This is a genomic window from Mobilicoccus caccae (assembly GCF_030161635.1).
GTDB lineage: Bacteria > Actinomycetota > Actinomycetes > Actinomycetales > Dermatophilaceae > Mobilicoccus > Mobilicoccus caccae.
The window spans coordinates 1,262,536-1,275,680 of sequence record NZ_BSUO01000001.1 but is presented as its reverse complement, the minus strand read 5'-3'; the positions used below and the strand labels follow the sequence as shown (position 1 = coordinate 1,275,680).

The 13,145-nt window shown below is 70.9% G+C and carries 10 protein-coding genes and 1 pseudogene; 8 read left to right on the top strand and 3 right to left on the bottom strand.

The window, feature by feature from the left end:
* Positions 1 to 3: 3 nt before the first annotated feature.
* From QQK49_RS06185 to dapA, 3 genes are all read right to left on the bottom strand, one after another.
* Positions 4 to 2,529 carry an FtsK/SpoIIIE family DNA translocase gene (locus QQK49_RS06185; protein WP_431310513.1) on the bottom strand — a complete coding sequence of 842 codons (2,526 nt, stop codon included), beginning with the start codon at positions 2,527 to 2,529 and terminating at the stop codon, positions 4 to 6.
* A gap of 308 nt (positions 2,530 to 2,837) precedes the next feature.
* Complete coding sequence (locus QQK49_RS06180) at positions 2,838 to 4,523, bottom strand: ribonuclease J (protein WP_284303183.1); 1,686 nt, start codon at positions 4,521 to 4,523, stop codon at positions 2,838 to 2,840.
* Complete coding sequence (gene dapA / locus QQK49_RS06175) at positions 4,520 to 5,407, bottom strand: 4-hydroxy-tetrahydrodipicolinate synthase (RefSeq protein ID WP_284303182.1); 888 nt, start codon at positions 5,405 to 5,407, stop codon at positions 4,520 to 4,522. The genes QQK49_RS06180 and dapA overlap by 4 nt, the downstream gene beginning before the upstream one ends.
* A 281-nt stretch (positions 5,408 to 5,688) precedes the next feature.
* On the opposite strand from dapA, the gene QQK49_RS06170 reads away from it, so the two are divergent.
* From QQK49_RS06170 to QQK49_RS22635, 8 genes and pseudogenes are all read left to right on the top strand, one after another.
* A complete protein-coding gene (locus tag QQK49_RS06170) occupies positions 5,689 to 6,483 on the top strand; it encodes a thymidylate synthase (RefSeq protein WP_284303181.1) in 795 nt (264 codons plus the stop codon).
* 3 nt (positions 6,484 to 6,486) lie between these two features.
* Positions 6,487 to 7,032, top strand: a complete 546-nt coding sequence (locus tag QQK49_RS06165) for a dihydrofolate reductase (protein WP_284303180.1) — start codon at positions 6,487 to 6,489, stop codon at positions 7,030 to 7,032.
* A 183-nt stretch (positions 7,033 to 7,215) separates the two neighbouring features.
* Positions 7,216 to 9,492, top strand: a complete 2,277-nt coding sequence (locus QQK49_RS06160; protein ID WP_284303179.1) for a carbon starvation CstA family protein — start codon at positions 7,216 to 7,218, stop codon at positions 9,490 to 9,492.
* A gap of 67 nt (positions 9,493 to 9,559) precedes the next feature.
* Positions 9,560 to 9,763 (top strand): YbdD/YjiX family protein, encoded by a 204-nt coding sequence (locus QQK49_RS06155; RefSeq protein WP_284303178.1) that lies wholly within the window; start codon positions 9,560 to 9,562, stop codon positions 9,761 to 9,763.
* Positions 9,764 to 9,860: 97 nt separating this feature from the next.
* On the top strand, positions 9,861 to 11,042 hold the full coding sequence (locus QQK49_RS06150; protein WP_284303177.1) for an MFS transporter: 1,182 nt from the start codon (positions 9,861 to 9,863) through the stop codon (positions 11,040 to 11,042).
* Entirely contained in the window at positions 11,012 to 11,203 is a 192-nt protein-coding gene (locus QQK49_RS06145; RefSeq protein ID WP_284303176.1) for a hypothetical protein, read from the top strand. Before QQK49_RS06150 ends, QQK49_RS06145 begins: the two co-directional genes overlap by 31 nt.
* A gap of 126 nt (positions 11,204 to 11,329) precedes the next feature.
* Positions 11,330 to 12,376, top strand: a complete 1,047-nt coding sequence (locus tag QQK49_RS06140) for a glycosyltransferase family 1 protein (protein WP_284303175.1) — start codon at positions 11,330 to 11,332, stop codon at positions 12,374 to 12,376.
* Between the two features lie 403 nt (positions 12,377 to 12,779).
* Positions 12,780 to 13,118 (top strand): annotated as a pseudogene (locus QQK49_RS22635) (glycosyltransferase); the annotation flags it as partial.
* Positions 13,119 to 13,145 lie beyond the last annotated feature (27 nt).

The window sequence follows — 13,145 nt, the reverse complement described above, 5'->3', positions numbered from 1 at the left end:
CCGTCAGCGACCAGGCGTCCTCACTCCCGGCCTCGTCCTCGACGAACTCGACATCGGGGTCGGCCTGGTCGACCACACCAGCGGGGGACGTCGCACCCGGTGAGGGGGCGGGTCGTCGCCGCGCAGCATCGCCAGGGTGGCGTCGAGGTCGTCGGGCTTGACGAGGACGTCGCGGGCCTTGGACCCCTCCGAGGGGCCGACGATCGCGCGCGACTCGAGCAGGTCCATGAGACGCCCGGCCTTGGCGAACCCGACGCGCAGCTTGCGCTGCAGCATCGAGGTCGAACCGAACTGGGTGGTGACGACCTGCTCGGCCGCCGCCAGCAGCAACTCGAGGTCGTCGCCGATGTCCTCGTCGATGTGCTTCTTCTCGGCCTTGACCGTGACGTCGTCGCGGTAGTTGGGCTTGAGCTGGTCGGTCACGTGCGCGACGACCGCGTGGATCTCGGACTCGGTGACCCACGCACCCTGCACACGCATCGGCTTGCTCGACCCCATGGGCAGGAACAACGCGTCACCCTGCCCGATGAGCTTCTCGGCACCCGGCTGGTCGAGCACCACGCGGGAGTCGGCCAGCGAACTCGTCGCGAACGCCATCCGGCTCGGCACGTTCGCCTTGATGAGGCCGGTGACGACGTCGACGCTCGGACGCTGCGTGGCGAGCACCAGGTGGATGCCGGCCGCACGCGCGAGCTGCGTGATGCGGACGATGGACTCCTCCACGTCGCGCGGCGCGACCATCATGAGGTCGGCGAGCTCGTCGACCACGACCAGCAGGTACGGGTAGGGCTGTAGCACCCGCTCCGAACCCGGCAGCGGCGTGACCGCCCCCGACTTCACGGCCTTGTTGAAGTCGTCGATGTGCTTGAACCCGAAGGCGGCCAGGTCGTCGTACCGCGCATCCATCTCGCGCACGACCCACTGGAGGGCCTCGGCGGCCTTCTTGGGGTTGGTGATGATCGGCGTGATGAGGTGCGGGATGCCGTCGTAGGTCGTGAGCTCGACGCGCTTGGGGTCGACGAGGATCATGCGGACCTCATCGGGCGTGGAACGCATGAGGATCGAGGTGATCATCGAGTTGACGAAGCTCGACTTACCGGCGCCCGTGGCACCCGCGACCAACATGTGCGGCATCTTGGCCAGGTTGGCGATGACATAGCCGCCCTCGACGTCCTTGCCGACACCCATCACCATCGGGTGGGGGTTGCGGTGGGCGACCTGGCTGCGCAGGACGTCGCCGAGACTGACCTTCTCGCGGTCGGCGTTGGGGATCTCGATGCCGATGGCCGACTTGCCCGGGATCGGCGAGAGGATGCGCACGTCGGCGCTCGCCACGGCGTAGGCGATGTTCTTGGACAGCGCCGTGACCCGTTCGACCTTGACGCCCGGACCGAGCTCGACCTCGTACCGCGTGACCGTGGGGCCTCGGGAGAACCCCGTGACCTGGGCGTCGATGCCGAACTGGTCGAGGACGCCGGTGAGCGACTCCACGACCTTGTCATTGACGGCGCTGCGCGTCTTGTGCGGGGTGCCGGGCTCGAGGATGGCGTTGTCGGGGAGGGTGTAGGTGACGTCCCCGGTGATGACGAGCTGCTCGACCCGCTGCGGCAGCGGCTCGGTGGGCGGCGCCTCCAGGACGTGCTTGTCCTCGGCCTTCTTCGCGGCCTCGCCGGTGGGCTTCTTGGCCGGGGCGCGATCGGGTGCGGGACCCGCATCGGGCGTTCCCGGCTCGCGCCGGTCGGCCTCGGGTGCCCGTCGGGCCTCGGTCGCCGCGGTCGATCCCGTCCGGCCTGTGCCGTCCGGCGTCGCCCCGGTCTCGGAGTCGCGTCCGCCCCGGACGAGCCTGCGCGAACGCCGGCGGTGCACCTGTGCGGCCTGCTCGAACGCCTCGTCGGCCTCGAATCCGTCGGCGGACTTGGCCCGGGAGCGCGACGAGCGGCGCCGCGGGGATCCGGCGCCGTCGGTGCCGTCGCCGGCGTCCTCCCGCGCGGGGCCGGTGCCGAAGAGGTGCTCTCCGAGCTCGCCGAGGCGCTGCGGGATGCGGTGCACCGGCGTCGCAGTCACCACGAGCAGGCCGAAGAAGCCGAGGATCACGAGGATCGGGACGGCGCCCCACATCGTCAGGGCCCACTCCAGCGGCGCCGCGGCGAGGTAGCCGATCATGCCGCCGGAACTGCGCAGCGGCGGGAATCCGTCGGCGGGCGAGGGCGAGCCGGTCGACAGGTGCGTCAGGCCGCACGCTGCGAACAGCAACGCCGTCATCCCGATCGCGATGCGGTTGACGCGGCGGTCGTCGTCGGGCGCCCGCAGGATGAGCACTCCGATGAGCAGTAGGACCAGGGGAAGCGCCAGCGCGACGAGGCCGACGGTACCGGCCGCGACGGCGTGGATGCCCTCACCGACGATGCCCGGCAGACCCCACCATTCGCGCGCCGCGATGACGATCGCGGCCGCGACGAACAACAGGCCGATGCCGTCCCGTTGGTGCTCCGGCTCCAGTTCGGAGGCGCTCCGTCCCACTCGACGCACCGCTCCCCCGTCACGTGAGCCATCCCCATCCACGTCCCGCGCACCGCGCGGACCGGCCAACTCGGCCCCGACCGTCCGCTCGGACGCGAGGAAGATCCACGACCCGAGGCCGGGCGACCACCGCTGCGGGCGGCCGGGCGGCCGGAGCCGGCACGCGTCGTCCCGCCGCCCCGGGGACCGGGACGGCGCGAGGACGACGTGTTACGAGTGGCCACGGTGGCAGACTAGGCGAGAACGCACCGCAGGATCACGACGACACCCCGCCCGGGCGAGCGCGCCGCGGGCGCGGAACCCTCGACGGGCGCGGGTCACGCCTCGATCACCACGGGGATGATCATCGGCCGACGCCGGAGCTTGCCCCCGACGTAACTGCCGACGGTGCGGCGGATCACCTGCTGGAGCTGATGGCTGTCGGCGACGCCCTTGGCGGTCGCCTGCTCCAGTGCGTCCTTGATCTGCGGGGCGACGTTCTCGAAGACGACGACGTCCTCGGCGAAACCGCGGGCCAGGATCTCCGGCCCCGAGGTCACCCGCCCGTTCGTCATGTCGACCGCGACGACCACGGTGACGAAACCCTCGTCACGCAGGATGCGGCGGTCCTTGAGCAGCGCCTCGGTGGTGCCACCGACCGAGGAGCCGTCGACGTAGACGTACCCGCAGTCCACGGCACCGGCGATCGAGGCGATGCCGTCGACGAGGTCGACCACCACCCCGTCCTCGGCGAGGACGACCCGGTCCTTGGGCACCCCGGTCTGCTCGGCGAGGCGCCCGTTGGCCACGAGGTGCCGCCACTCGCCGTGCACCGGCATGACGTTGGTCGGCTGGACGATGTTGTAGCAGTAGAGGAGTTCACCGGCGCTGGCGTGGCCGGAGACGTGCACCTTGGCGTTGCCCTTGTGCACGACGTCGGCGCCGAGGCGCATGAGCCCGTTAATGACCCGGTAGACGGCGTTCTCGTTGCCGGGGATGAGCGAGCTGGCCAGCAGCACCGTGTCGCCCTCGCCGACCTCGATCTTGTGATCGCGGTTGGCCATCCGCGCCAACGCGGCCATCGGCTCGCCCTGGGATCCGGTGCAGATGAGGACTTGCTTCTCCTCGGGGTAGTCGCCCAGCTTCTTGAAGTCGACGACCACGCCCGGCGGCACGTGCAGGTAGCCGAGATCCTCGGCGATGCCCATGTTGCGCACCATGGAGCGACCGACGATCGCGACCTTGCGGCCGTACTCCGCCGCGGCGTCGAGCACCTGCTGGACCCGGTGCACGTGCGAGGAGAAGCACGCGACGATGATGCGGCGCTGGGCCTTGGCGAAGACGCGCTCGATGGCCGGGAAGATGTCCTTCTCGGGCGTGGTGAACCCCGGGACCTCGGCGTTGGTGGAGTCGGTGAGGAAGAGGTCGACGCCCTCCTCGCCCAGACGCGCAAAGGCACGCAGGTCGGTCAGGCGCCGGTCGAGCGGCAACTGGTCCATCTTGAAGTCGCCGGTGTGCAGCAGCAGACCACCGCCGGTGCGGATGGCGACCGCGAGGGCGTCGGGGATCGAGTGGTTGACGGCGATGAACTCCAGGTCGAAGGCGCCCAGCCGCTCGCGCTGCCCCTCGGTGACCGCCATCGTGTACGGCTTGATGCGGTGTTCCTTGAGCTTGGCCTCCACCAGCGCCAACGTCAGCGTCGAGCCGAGCAGCGGAATGTCGCCCTTGAGACGCAGCAGGTAGGGCACCGCGCCGATGTGGTCCTCGTGCCCGTGGGTGAGGACGATGGCCTCGACGTCCTCCAGCCGGTCCTCGATGTAGGAGAAGTCGGGCAGGATGAGATCGACGCCGGGCTGGTGGTCCTCGGGGAACAGGACCCCGCAGTCGACGATGAGCAGACGCCCGTCGTACTCGATCACCGTCATGTTGCGCCCGACCTCACCGAGCCCGCCGAGGGCGACGACGCGCACGGCGCCCGGTTCGAGCGGGCCGGGGGTGGGTAGTTCGAGGTGCTGGTTGCTCACAGAAGTCCAGACTCCTTCAGTCCTGCGCGCAGCCGCGTGAGTTCGTCGTCGGACATCTCCACGAGCGGGGATCGGACGGTCGCGCAGGACAGGACGCCCTGCTCGACCAGAGCGGCCTTGGCGGCCATCGCTCCCTGGGTGATGCCCATGACGGCGTCGACGGCCGGCACGAGGTCGATGTGTACGGATCGGGCCGCGGCGAAGTCGCCTGCGGCGGCTGCCGCGACCAGCTCGGCGAACCGGGCCGGCGCGGCATGGGTGGTGACACCGACGACCCCGACGGCCCCCTGCGCCATGTGCGGGAGGGTCTCGCCGTCGTTGCCGGAGTACCAGGTCAGATCGGCGGCTCGCATGACGTGCGTCGACGCCCAGAAATCGGACTTGGCGTCCTTGACCGCCACGATGCGAGGGTGCTCGGCGAGCGCGATGAGGGTCTCGGTGGCGATCGGGACGCCGGAGCGCCCCGGGATGTCGTAGAGCATGACCGGGAGATCGGTCGCGTCCGCCACCGCGCGGAAGTGCGCGAGCAGGCCGGCCTGCGGCGGCTTGTTGTAGTACGGCGTGACGACCAGTTGGCCGTGCGCACCCCGCGCCGCGGCCTCGCGCGCAAGGTGGATGGTGTGACTCGTGTCGTTGGTGCCGACGCCGGCCACGATGTGTGCGCGGTCGCCGACGGCGTCCAGCACGACCTCGATGAGCTGCGACTTCTCCTCGTCGGTCGTCGTCGAGGACTCACCCGTGGTGCCGTTCACGACGAGCCCCTCGTTGCCCTGGTCCACCAGGTAGGTGGCGAGGCGGGCGGCGACGTCGAGGTCGAGCGAGCCGTCCTGCTTCATCGGGGAGACCATGGCCGTCAGAACGCGGCCGAAGACAGGTGTGGACATGGCACACACCGTAGCGCCCCGCACCGACGACCCCCGCCTGTGCCGCGCGACCCGGCTCACCCGGGCGACCCGCGTGCCCGACCGCCGTAGCCGTCGAGCCCGTCGACGGAGAACCCGACAGAGCCGGCAGACAAGAACACGGCGCTACTCGCTCGGGGGTTCGAGTAGCGCCGCGTTCGATGAAGACATCGCCCTCACTCGGCCAGGTGTTACACCCCGACGCAGGAGGTGACGCGGGTCACACCGAAAGGGTTGTCGGCGGCGGCGGTTACGTTGGTCCCATGCAGGCATACCTCGACCTCCTCTCGCGCATCCTCACCGACGGCGTCGAGCGGGGTGACCGCACCGGAACGGGCACGCTCTCGGTGTTCGGGCACCAGATGCGCTTCGACCTCGCCGAGGGATTCCCGGTCGTCACCACCAAGAAGGTCCACCTGCGCTCGGTGTTCGGTGAGCTGTTGTGGTTCCTGCGCGGCGACACCAACATCGCGTGGCTGCACGAGAACCGCATCACGATCTGGGACGAGTGGGCCGACGAGGCGGGCGACCTCGGGCCGGTGTACGGGCATCAGTGGCGGTCGTGGCCGACGCCCGACGGTCGCACGGTCGATCAGATCGCCGGCGTCATCCGCTCCATCCGCGAGCGGCCCGAGAGCCGCCGGCACATCGTGTCGGCCTGGAACGTGGCCGACGTCGACGACATGGCCCTGCCGCCCTGCCACGCCCTCTTCCAGTTCTACGTCGCCGACGGCCGACTGTCGTGTCAGCTGTACCAGCGCAGCGCCGACACCTTCCTCGGAGTGCCCTTCAACATCGCCTCCTACGCGCTGCTCACCCACATGATCGCGCAGGTCACCGACCTGCAGGTCGGTGACTTCGTGCACACGATCGGCGACGCCCACCTCTACCTCAACCACCTCGACCAGGCGCGTGAGCAGTTGTCCCGCACCCCGCGCCCGCTGCCGACGCTGCACCTGTCCCCCGAGGTCGACCGCATCGACGCCTTCACCCTGGCCGACATCTCCCTCGAGGGCTACGACCCTCACCCGGCCATCTCCGCCCCGATCGCGGTCTGACCCGTGCCGTCGGACGAACTCGACCCGGCACGACCCGACGCCACCGAACCCGGCGAGAACGAACCCGGCGAGGTCGTGCTCGTCGCGATGGTGGCCGCCAACGGGGTGATCGGTGACGGCACGGATCAGCCGTGGCATCTGCGGGAGGACCTGCGGCGGTTCAAGCGGCTCACGACGGGTCATCCGCTCGTCATGGGCCGGGCCACCTACGACGCGATCGGGCGCTTGTTGCCCGGCCGGGAGACCGTGGTGCTCACCCTCGACCGGGAGTGGTCGACCGAGGGGGCCCACGTGGCCCACGACGTCGAGGAGGCGTTGCGGGTCGCCGCCGGGCTGCCGGGAGGAGAGTCCGTCATGGTGCTCGGCGGCGGTCAGATCTACGCCGCCGTCATGCCGCGGGCCACCCGCCTCGAACTCACCGAGGTCGACGCCCCGGCCGAGGGAGAGGTGCGCTTTCCGGAGGTCGACCCCTCGACCTGGACCGAGGTCTCCCGCGACGACCGGGCCGCCTTCGCCTTCGTCACCTACCGGCGCGTAGACGGCACCTGAGACGGGTCACCTCCCGACCGCGAGACTCGTCCCGCCGAAGGCACCTCCGATCGCAGCGATCGACCGCCGGGCGATCTCACACGCCCTTGACCGGCGCGTTCCTCCCGCACAGGGCCCACAGGTCTTATGGTGCCGCAGTCGGACCACGCCCGGATGGTCCCTGTCGACCCCACAGGAGCCCTCATGTCCACAGCGACAGAGAGTGACGCACGGAAGCTACGCACAGACCCGGATCGGCCACCCGTCGCCGTGGTCGAACCGCCCCGGATGAGCGGACGGGCGCGGATCACCTTCGCCGTCATCGCCGTCATCGCCGCGATCGGGTGGGTGATGATCGCCACGGCCCGTGGTGAACACGTCAGCTCGATGTGGATCGTCCTCGCCGCGGTCGGCAGCTACCTCATCGCCCTGCGTTTCTACGCCAAGTTGATCGAGGTCAAGATCCACCGGCCCGACGACACCCGGATGACGCCGGCCGAAGAGCTCGACAACGGCAAGGACTTCATGCCGACCGACCGTCGGGTGCTCTACGGTCACCACTTCGCGGCGATCTCCGGAGCCGGCCCCCTGGTCGGCCCCGTGCTCGCGGCCCAGATGGGTTACCTGCCCGGCACCCTGTGGATCATCCTCGGCGTCATCCTCGCCGGCGCGGTCCAGGACTACATGGTCCTGCACCTGTCGATCCGTCGCCGCGGCCGCACCCTGGGTCAGATGGCCCGCGACGAACTCGGCATGGTCGGCGGTTGGGCCGCCATCCTCGGCGTGCTGACGATCATGATCATCCTCATCGCCGTGCTCGGTGTCGTCATGATCGGCGCGCTCGCCGAGAGCTCCTGGGCCGTGTGGGCCGTGGCGATGACGATCCCGATCGCCATCTTCATGGGTGTCTACCTGCGCTACCTGCGCCCCGGCAAGGTCTCCGAGGTCTCCGCCATCGGCGTGGTGCTCCTGCTGGCCGCCATCGTCAGCGGACGCTGGGTCTCCCAGAGCGACTGGGGTCACATCTTCATCCTCGACAGGCCGACCCTGGCCATCGCGCTCGCGGTCTACGGCTTCTGCGCCGCGGTGCTGCCGGTGTGGCTCCTGCTCGCCCCGCGTGACTACCTGTCGACGTTCATGAAGGTCGGCACGATCGTCATGCTCGCGGTGGCGATCCTCATCGTCCGCCCCGACCTGCAGATGCCGGCCGTCACGCACTTCGCCATCGACGGCACGGGACCGGCGTTCGCAGGCAGTCTCTTCCCGTTCCTGTTCATCACCATCGCCTGCGGAGCGATCTCCGGCTTCCATGCGCTCATCGCCTCGGGTACGACACCCAAGCTCATCGAGAAGGAGCGCCAGGCCCGCATGATCGGGTACGGCGGCATGCTCACCGAGAGCTTCGTCGCCATCATGGCGCTGGTCGCGGCCTGCGTCATCGACCAGCACGTCTACTTCGCGATGAACGCCCCCGCCGGTGTCACCGGTGGCACCCCGGAGACGGCCGCGGCTTACACCAACGGGCTCAACCTGGTCAACGGGGCCGGTAACCCCCTGCCGCCGATCGACCCGGGGGTCTACGCGCAGGCCGCGAACGACGTCGGTGAGGGATCGATCATCTCGCGCACCGGTGGCGCGCCGACCCTCGCGTTCGGCATGTCGGAGGTCATGCACCGCACGCCGATCCTCAACCTTCTCGGTGACAAGGCGTTCTGGTACCACTTCGCGATCCTCTTCGAGGCGCTGTTCATCCTCACCACCATCGACGCCGGTACCCGCGTCGCGCGGTTCATGTTCTCCGACGCGATCGGCAACGTGCGCGGCCTGGGCGCCTTCAAGGACCCGAGCTGGCGCGTGGGCGCCTGGGTGTCGACCTCGGTGATGGTCCTGGCCTGGGGCAGCATCCTCTACATGGGCGTCACCGACCCGCTCGGCGGCATCAACATGCTGTTCCCGCTGTTCGGCATCGCCAACCAGTTGCTCGCGGTCATCGCGTTGTGCGTGGTGTTCGCGGTCACGGTCAAGAAGGTCGGCCTGAAGTGGGCGTGGATCCCGGGTCTGCCGTTGTTCTTCGTGCTCATCGTGACGATGACGGCATCCTGGCAGAAGATCTTCAGCCCCGACCCCAAGATCGGGTACTGGACGATCCACAACCAGGCCAAGGCCGCGCTGGCCTCCGGACAGACCACGTTCCAGCAGGCCAAGACGACCGAGGCCGTCGAGGCCGTCGTCCGCAACACGGCGGTCCAGGGAACCCTGTCGATCGTGTACGCGGTCCTCGTGCTCGTGGTGTTCATCGCGGCGATGACCGTCGTCGTGCGCACGCTGCGTGCGGGTGGCGCCCCGGTGAGCGAGCACGACGCTCCTCCGTCGCAGATCTTCGCGCCGAGCAGTTTCGTCGCCACCAAGCTCGAGAAGGAGGTCCTGGCCGAGTGGAAGGAAGCGGGTCTGGATCCGACCCCGGTGGGACGCACGCATTGACGCGTTCGACCAGGACCGTTTGTGACCGGGGCTGTCCGTATCGGCCGAACAGGAGGATGATGGAGCGATGAACGAGGTCCTGTCATCGGCCCGGCGTACCGCGGGTGTCCTGCGCTGGTACTTCCGCGGCATCACCGGTGCGGACGCCTACGAGCGCTACGTCGCCCATCTGCGCCGCACCCATCCCGATGCGGAGATCCCCTCGGAGAAGCAGTTCTGGCGTGACAAGTACGCCGAGATGGACCGCAATCCGAAGTCCCGCTGCTGCTGACGATCCCGGGCCGGCCTGCCGAGTGCAGGCCGGCCCGAGTCGTGTCCGCCCGCGGGAATCGCCCGAGGTGACGCCGGCGCGGCCCGGGGGTGGCACGATGGCCGACGTGCCCGCGGTGACTCCACAACCTCCTCCCGACACCCCCGAGACTCCCCCGACTCCCGCGACGTCCCGGGGCGTCGCCGACAAGGCCGCCGTCCAACGACGCACGCTCGTCGTCCTCCCGCTGGCGCAGGTGTTCTCCTCCCTCGGCAACGGTTCGACCCTCGCCCTGGGATCGGTCCTGGCGGTGGAGCTCTCCGGTGACGAGTCGTGGGCGGGCGCCTCGACGACCGCCCTGGGGTTGGGCGCCGCCCTCAGCGCCGTCCCCCTGGCCCGCCTGGCCATGACCCACGGACGCCGGGTGGCGCTCGGCAGCGGGCTGGTCGCGGCCATCGTGGGCACCTTCGCCATGGTCGCGGCCGTCGTCCTGTCCTCCTTCGCCCTGCTCGTCCTCGGCTCACTGCTCGTCGGCGTCGCGACGGCCGTCAACCTCCAGGCGCGCTTCGCCGCCACCGACCTGTCCGAGCCGGCCCACCGGGGCCGCGACCTGTCGTTGGTCGTCTGGGCGATCACGGTCGGTGCGGTCATCGGACCCAACACCGTCGGCCCCGGCGCGTTGCTGGCCGCTCCGCTGGGGTTGCCGCCGTACGCCGGGGCGTTCCTCATCTCCGCGATCGGCATGGTCATCGGTGGGGGCGTCATCCTCGTGGCGCTGCGCCCCGACCCGCTCCTGGTGCGCCGGGCGATCGACGGCTCCGCGCCGCCGACGCGGGCCTCGACGTCGTGGGCGGCGGGGGCGCGCATCGTCGCCTCCCACCGGGTCTCCCTCGCCGCGGTCATCGGCATGGTCGGCGCCCACGTCGCCATGGTCGGCGTCATGTCGATGACTCCCCTGCACCTGGCCCACCGCATGCACGGGCATCCCGAGGCCGACACCCTGACGATCATCGGCATCACCATCTCGTTGCACATCGCCGGCATGTACGCCCTCTCGCCCGTCATGGGGATGCTCACCGACCGGCTGGGGCCGCGGCTGGTCACGGCGGGCGGGCTCGTCGCCGTCCTCGTCTCCGTGGCCCTCGCGGGTCTGGGCGCGCAGTACGTGCCGCTGGTGACCCTCGGTCTCGTCCTGCTCGGCCTCGGATGGTCGGCCGCCACCGTCGCGGGCGCGACGATGCTGACCGCCGCTCTCCCCCGACGCAGCGCGTGGAGGCGCAGGGATTCACCGACGCGGTGACCTCGCTGGTGGGCGCCCTGGGGGCCGCGGCCGCGGGCCTGGTCATGGGGGTCCTGCACTTTCCCGGCGTCGGCGCGGTCTACGGGCTCCTGGCCGCTGCCGCCCTCGTGTCGATGTGGCTCCTCGCGGGGGCCCGGCAGGGCGAATCCGTTACGGCCTGAAGCGGTTCCGCGCTGCGTTCGCGCCCCACCCCGGGGGCACTAAGTTGTGCTCAGGCCATGGCCCCAGACCCGTGGGCCTCCCCGGCCTCGCCTCCCTGAGGCACGGAATCCACGGAGGTCGCGTCGGTGCTCGCCCGGACGCTCGCCACCACCTGCGTACAGCACATCCCGGCGGCCCACCCCTACGCCGCTTCCGTGACGCACCGCGCTGTGTCCACACTCCCCGATCCCCCGGTCCCGGGCGCACCCGCCGGGCGCTGGTGGCCGCACCCGGCGCTGGAGCCCGACTGGCCCGCCACGACCCGCGCCGACGTCGTCCACCTCCACTTCGGGTTCGAACACCGCTCGCCGGACGAGCTGCACGCCTGGACGCAGGCCCTGCGCCGCGCACACATCGCCCTCGTCGTCACCGTCCACGACCTCATCAATCCTCATCTCGGCCCGTCGCGGGCGTACGACGCCCTCCTCGACGTCGTCATCCCCGCCGCCGATGCGCTCACCACGCTCACCACCGGCGCGGCGGCCGAGATCCAGCGCCGCTGGGGCCGTGCCGCGCACGTCCATCCCCACCCGCACGTCGTGGCCGAGGACTGGCTCGACCGTCCGCGGCCGGCGCACGAGGGCTGGGTGGCCGGTGTCCACGCCAAGTCGGTGCGCGCCTCCCTCGACGTCGGGGCGATCCTGGCCGCCGCGCGGGTGATCCGCGACCTGCCCGGAGGCGTCCTGCGCCTGCACGTCCACGAGGACGTCCTGGACCCCACGCATCCCCGCCACGACACACGCCTGCCGGAGCTGATGCGCGCCGACGACGCGGTGGACGTTCGGGTCCACGGCCCCCTGAGCGACGCGGAGCTGTGGGCCGACCTCCTCGAGACCGACCTGGCGCTGCTTCCCTATCGCCACGCCACTCACTCGGGGTGGCTCGAGATGTGCCACGACCTCGGCACCGACGTGCTCGCCGCCGACGTCGGCCACCTGACCTCCCAGCGTCCGGTCCGCGCCTACACCGGCAACGCGTCGCTCACGGCCGAACTCGTGCGGGCGCACGCCGAGCACCGCCGCGGGGTCCGCCCGGCTCGCCCCTCGCCGACCACCCGCCGACGCGAACGGGACGAGGTCCGCGACCTGCACGCCGCCCTCTACGCCGAGGTGCTCGCCGGGATCCGCGTGTGAGCACGGCCATCGGTTTCTACGTCCATCACCACGGTTCGGGCCACCTGACCCGCGCCCTGGAGATCGCCCGGGCGTGCACGAGCCCGGTCGTGGGCTTCTCGACCCTGCCCGCCCCGCCGGACTGGCCCGGTCGGTGGGTCGTCCTCCCCGACGACGCGTCGCCCGCCGGTGACGACGCCGACCCCCGCGCCGGCGGCGTCCTGCACTGGGCGCCCGTGGGCGACCACCCCTACCCGCGCCGGATGCGGCTCCTGGCCGCCGCCCTCGGCGAGGCCGACCTCGCGCTGCTCCTCGTCGACGTCTCGGTGGAGGTGACCCTGCTCGCGCGCCTGCTGGGGATCCCCGTGGCGGTCACCGCGATGCGGGGGAGCGCACCGATCTACCCCACCGCCTGGCCTACGACGTGGCCCGCGTCCTCCTGGCCCCCTGGCCCGCGCACCTCGCCGAGCCCGGGCTCCCCGCCGCCGACAAGACCGTGCACGTGGGCGGCATCTCGCGCTTCGACGGCCGGAGCGCGGCGAGCGAGCCTCGGTCGCACCCGGCCGGCCAGGCCGATCCCCGCCGGGCCTTCGTGCTGTGGGGCCATGGTGGTGGCGACTGGCCCGAGCACACCTGGGCCGCGGCCCGGGCGAGCACCCCGGGATGGCAGTGGGAGCACGGCGCCCCGCGCGAGCAGGTGTGGGAGCACCTGTGCGCCACCGACGTCGTCGTCACCCACGCCGGGCAGAACGCGGTGGCCGAGGTCGCCGCCGCTCGTCGTCCTGCGGTC

What these genes read in the sequence shown, in the direction of transcription:
- dapA (WP_284303182.1), bottom strand. Translation starts at nt 5,407, where the DNA reads ATGTCCACACCTGTCTTCGGCCGCGTTCTGACGGCCATGGTCTCCCCG.
- QQK49_RS06170 (WP_284303181.1), top strand. Translation starts at nt 5,689, where the DNA reads ATGCAGGCATACCTCGACCTCCTCTCGCGCATCCTCACCGACGGCGTC.
- QQK49_RS06160 (WP_284303179.1), top strand. Translation starts at nt 7,216, where the DNA reads ATGTCCACAGCGACAGAGAGTGACGCACGGAAGCTACGCACAGACCCG.
- QQK49_RS06155 (WP_284303178.1), top strand. Translation starts at nt 9,560, where the DNA reads ATGAACGAGGTCCTGTCATCGGCCCGGCGTACCGCGGGTGTCCTGCGC.
- QQK49_RS06150 (WP_284303177.1), top strand. Translation starts at nt 9,861, where the DNA reads ATGGCCGACGTGCCCGCGGTGACTCCACAACCTCCTCCCGACACCCCC.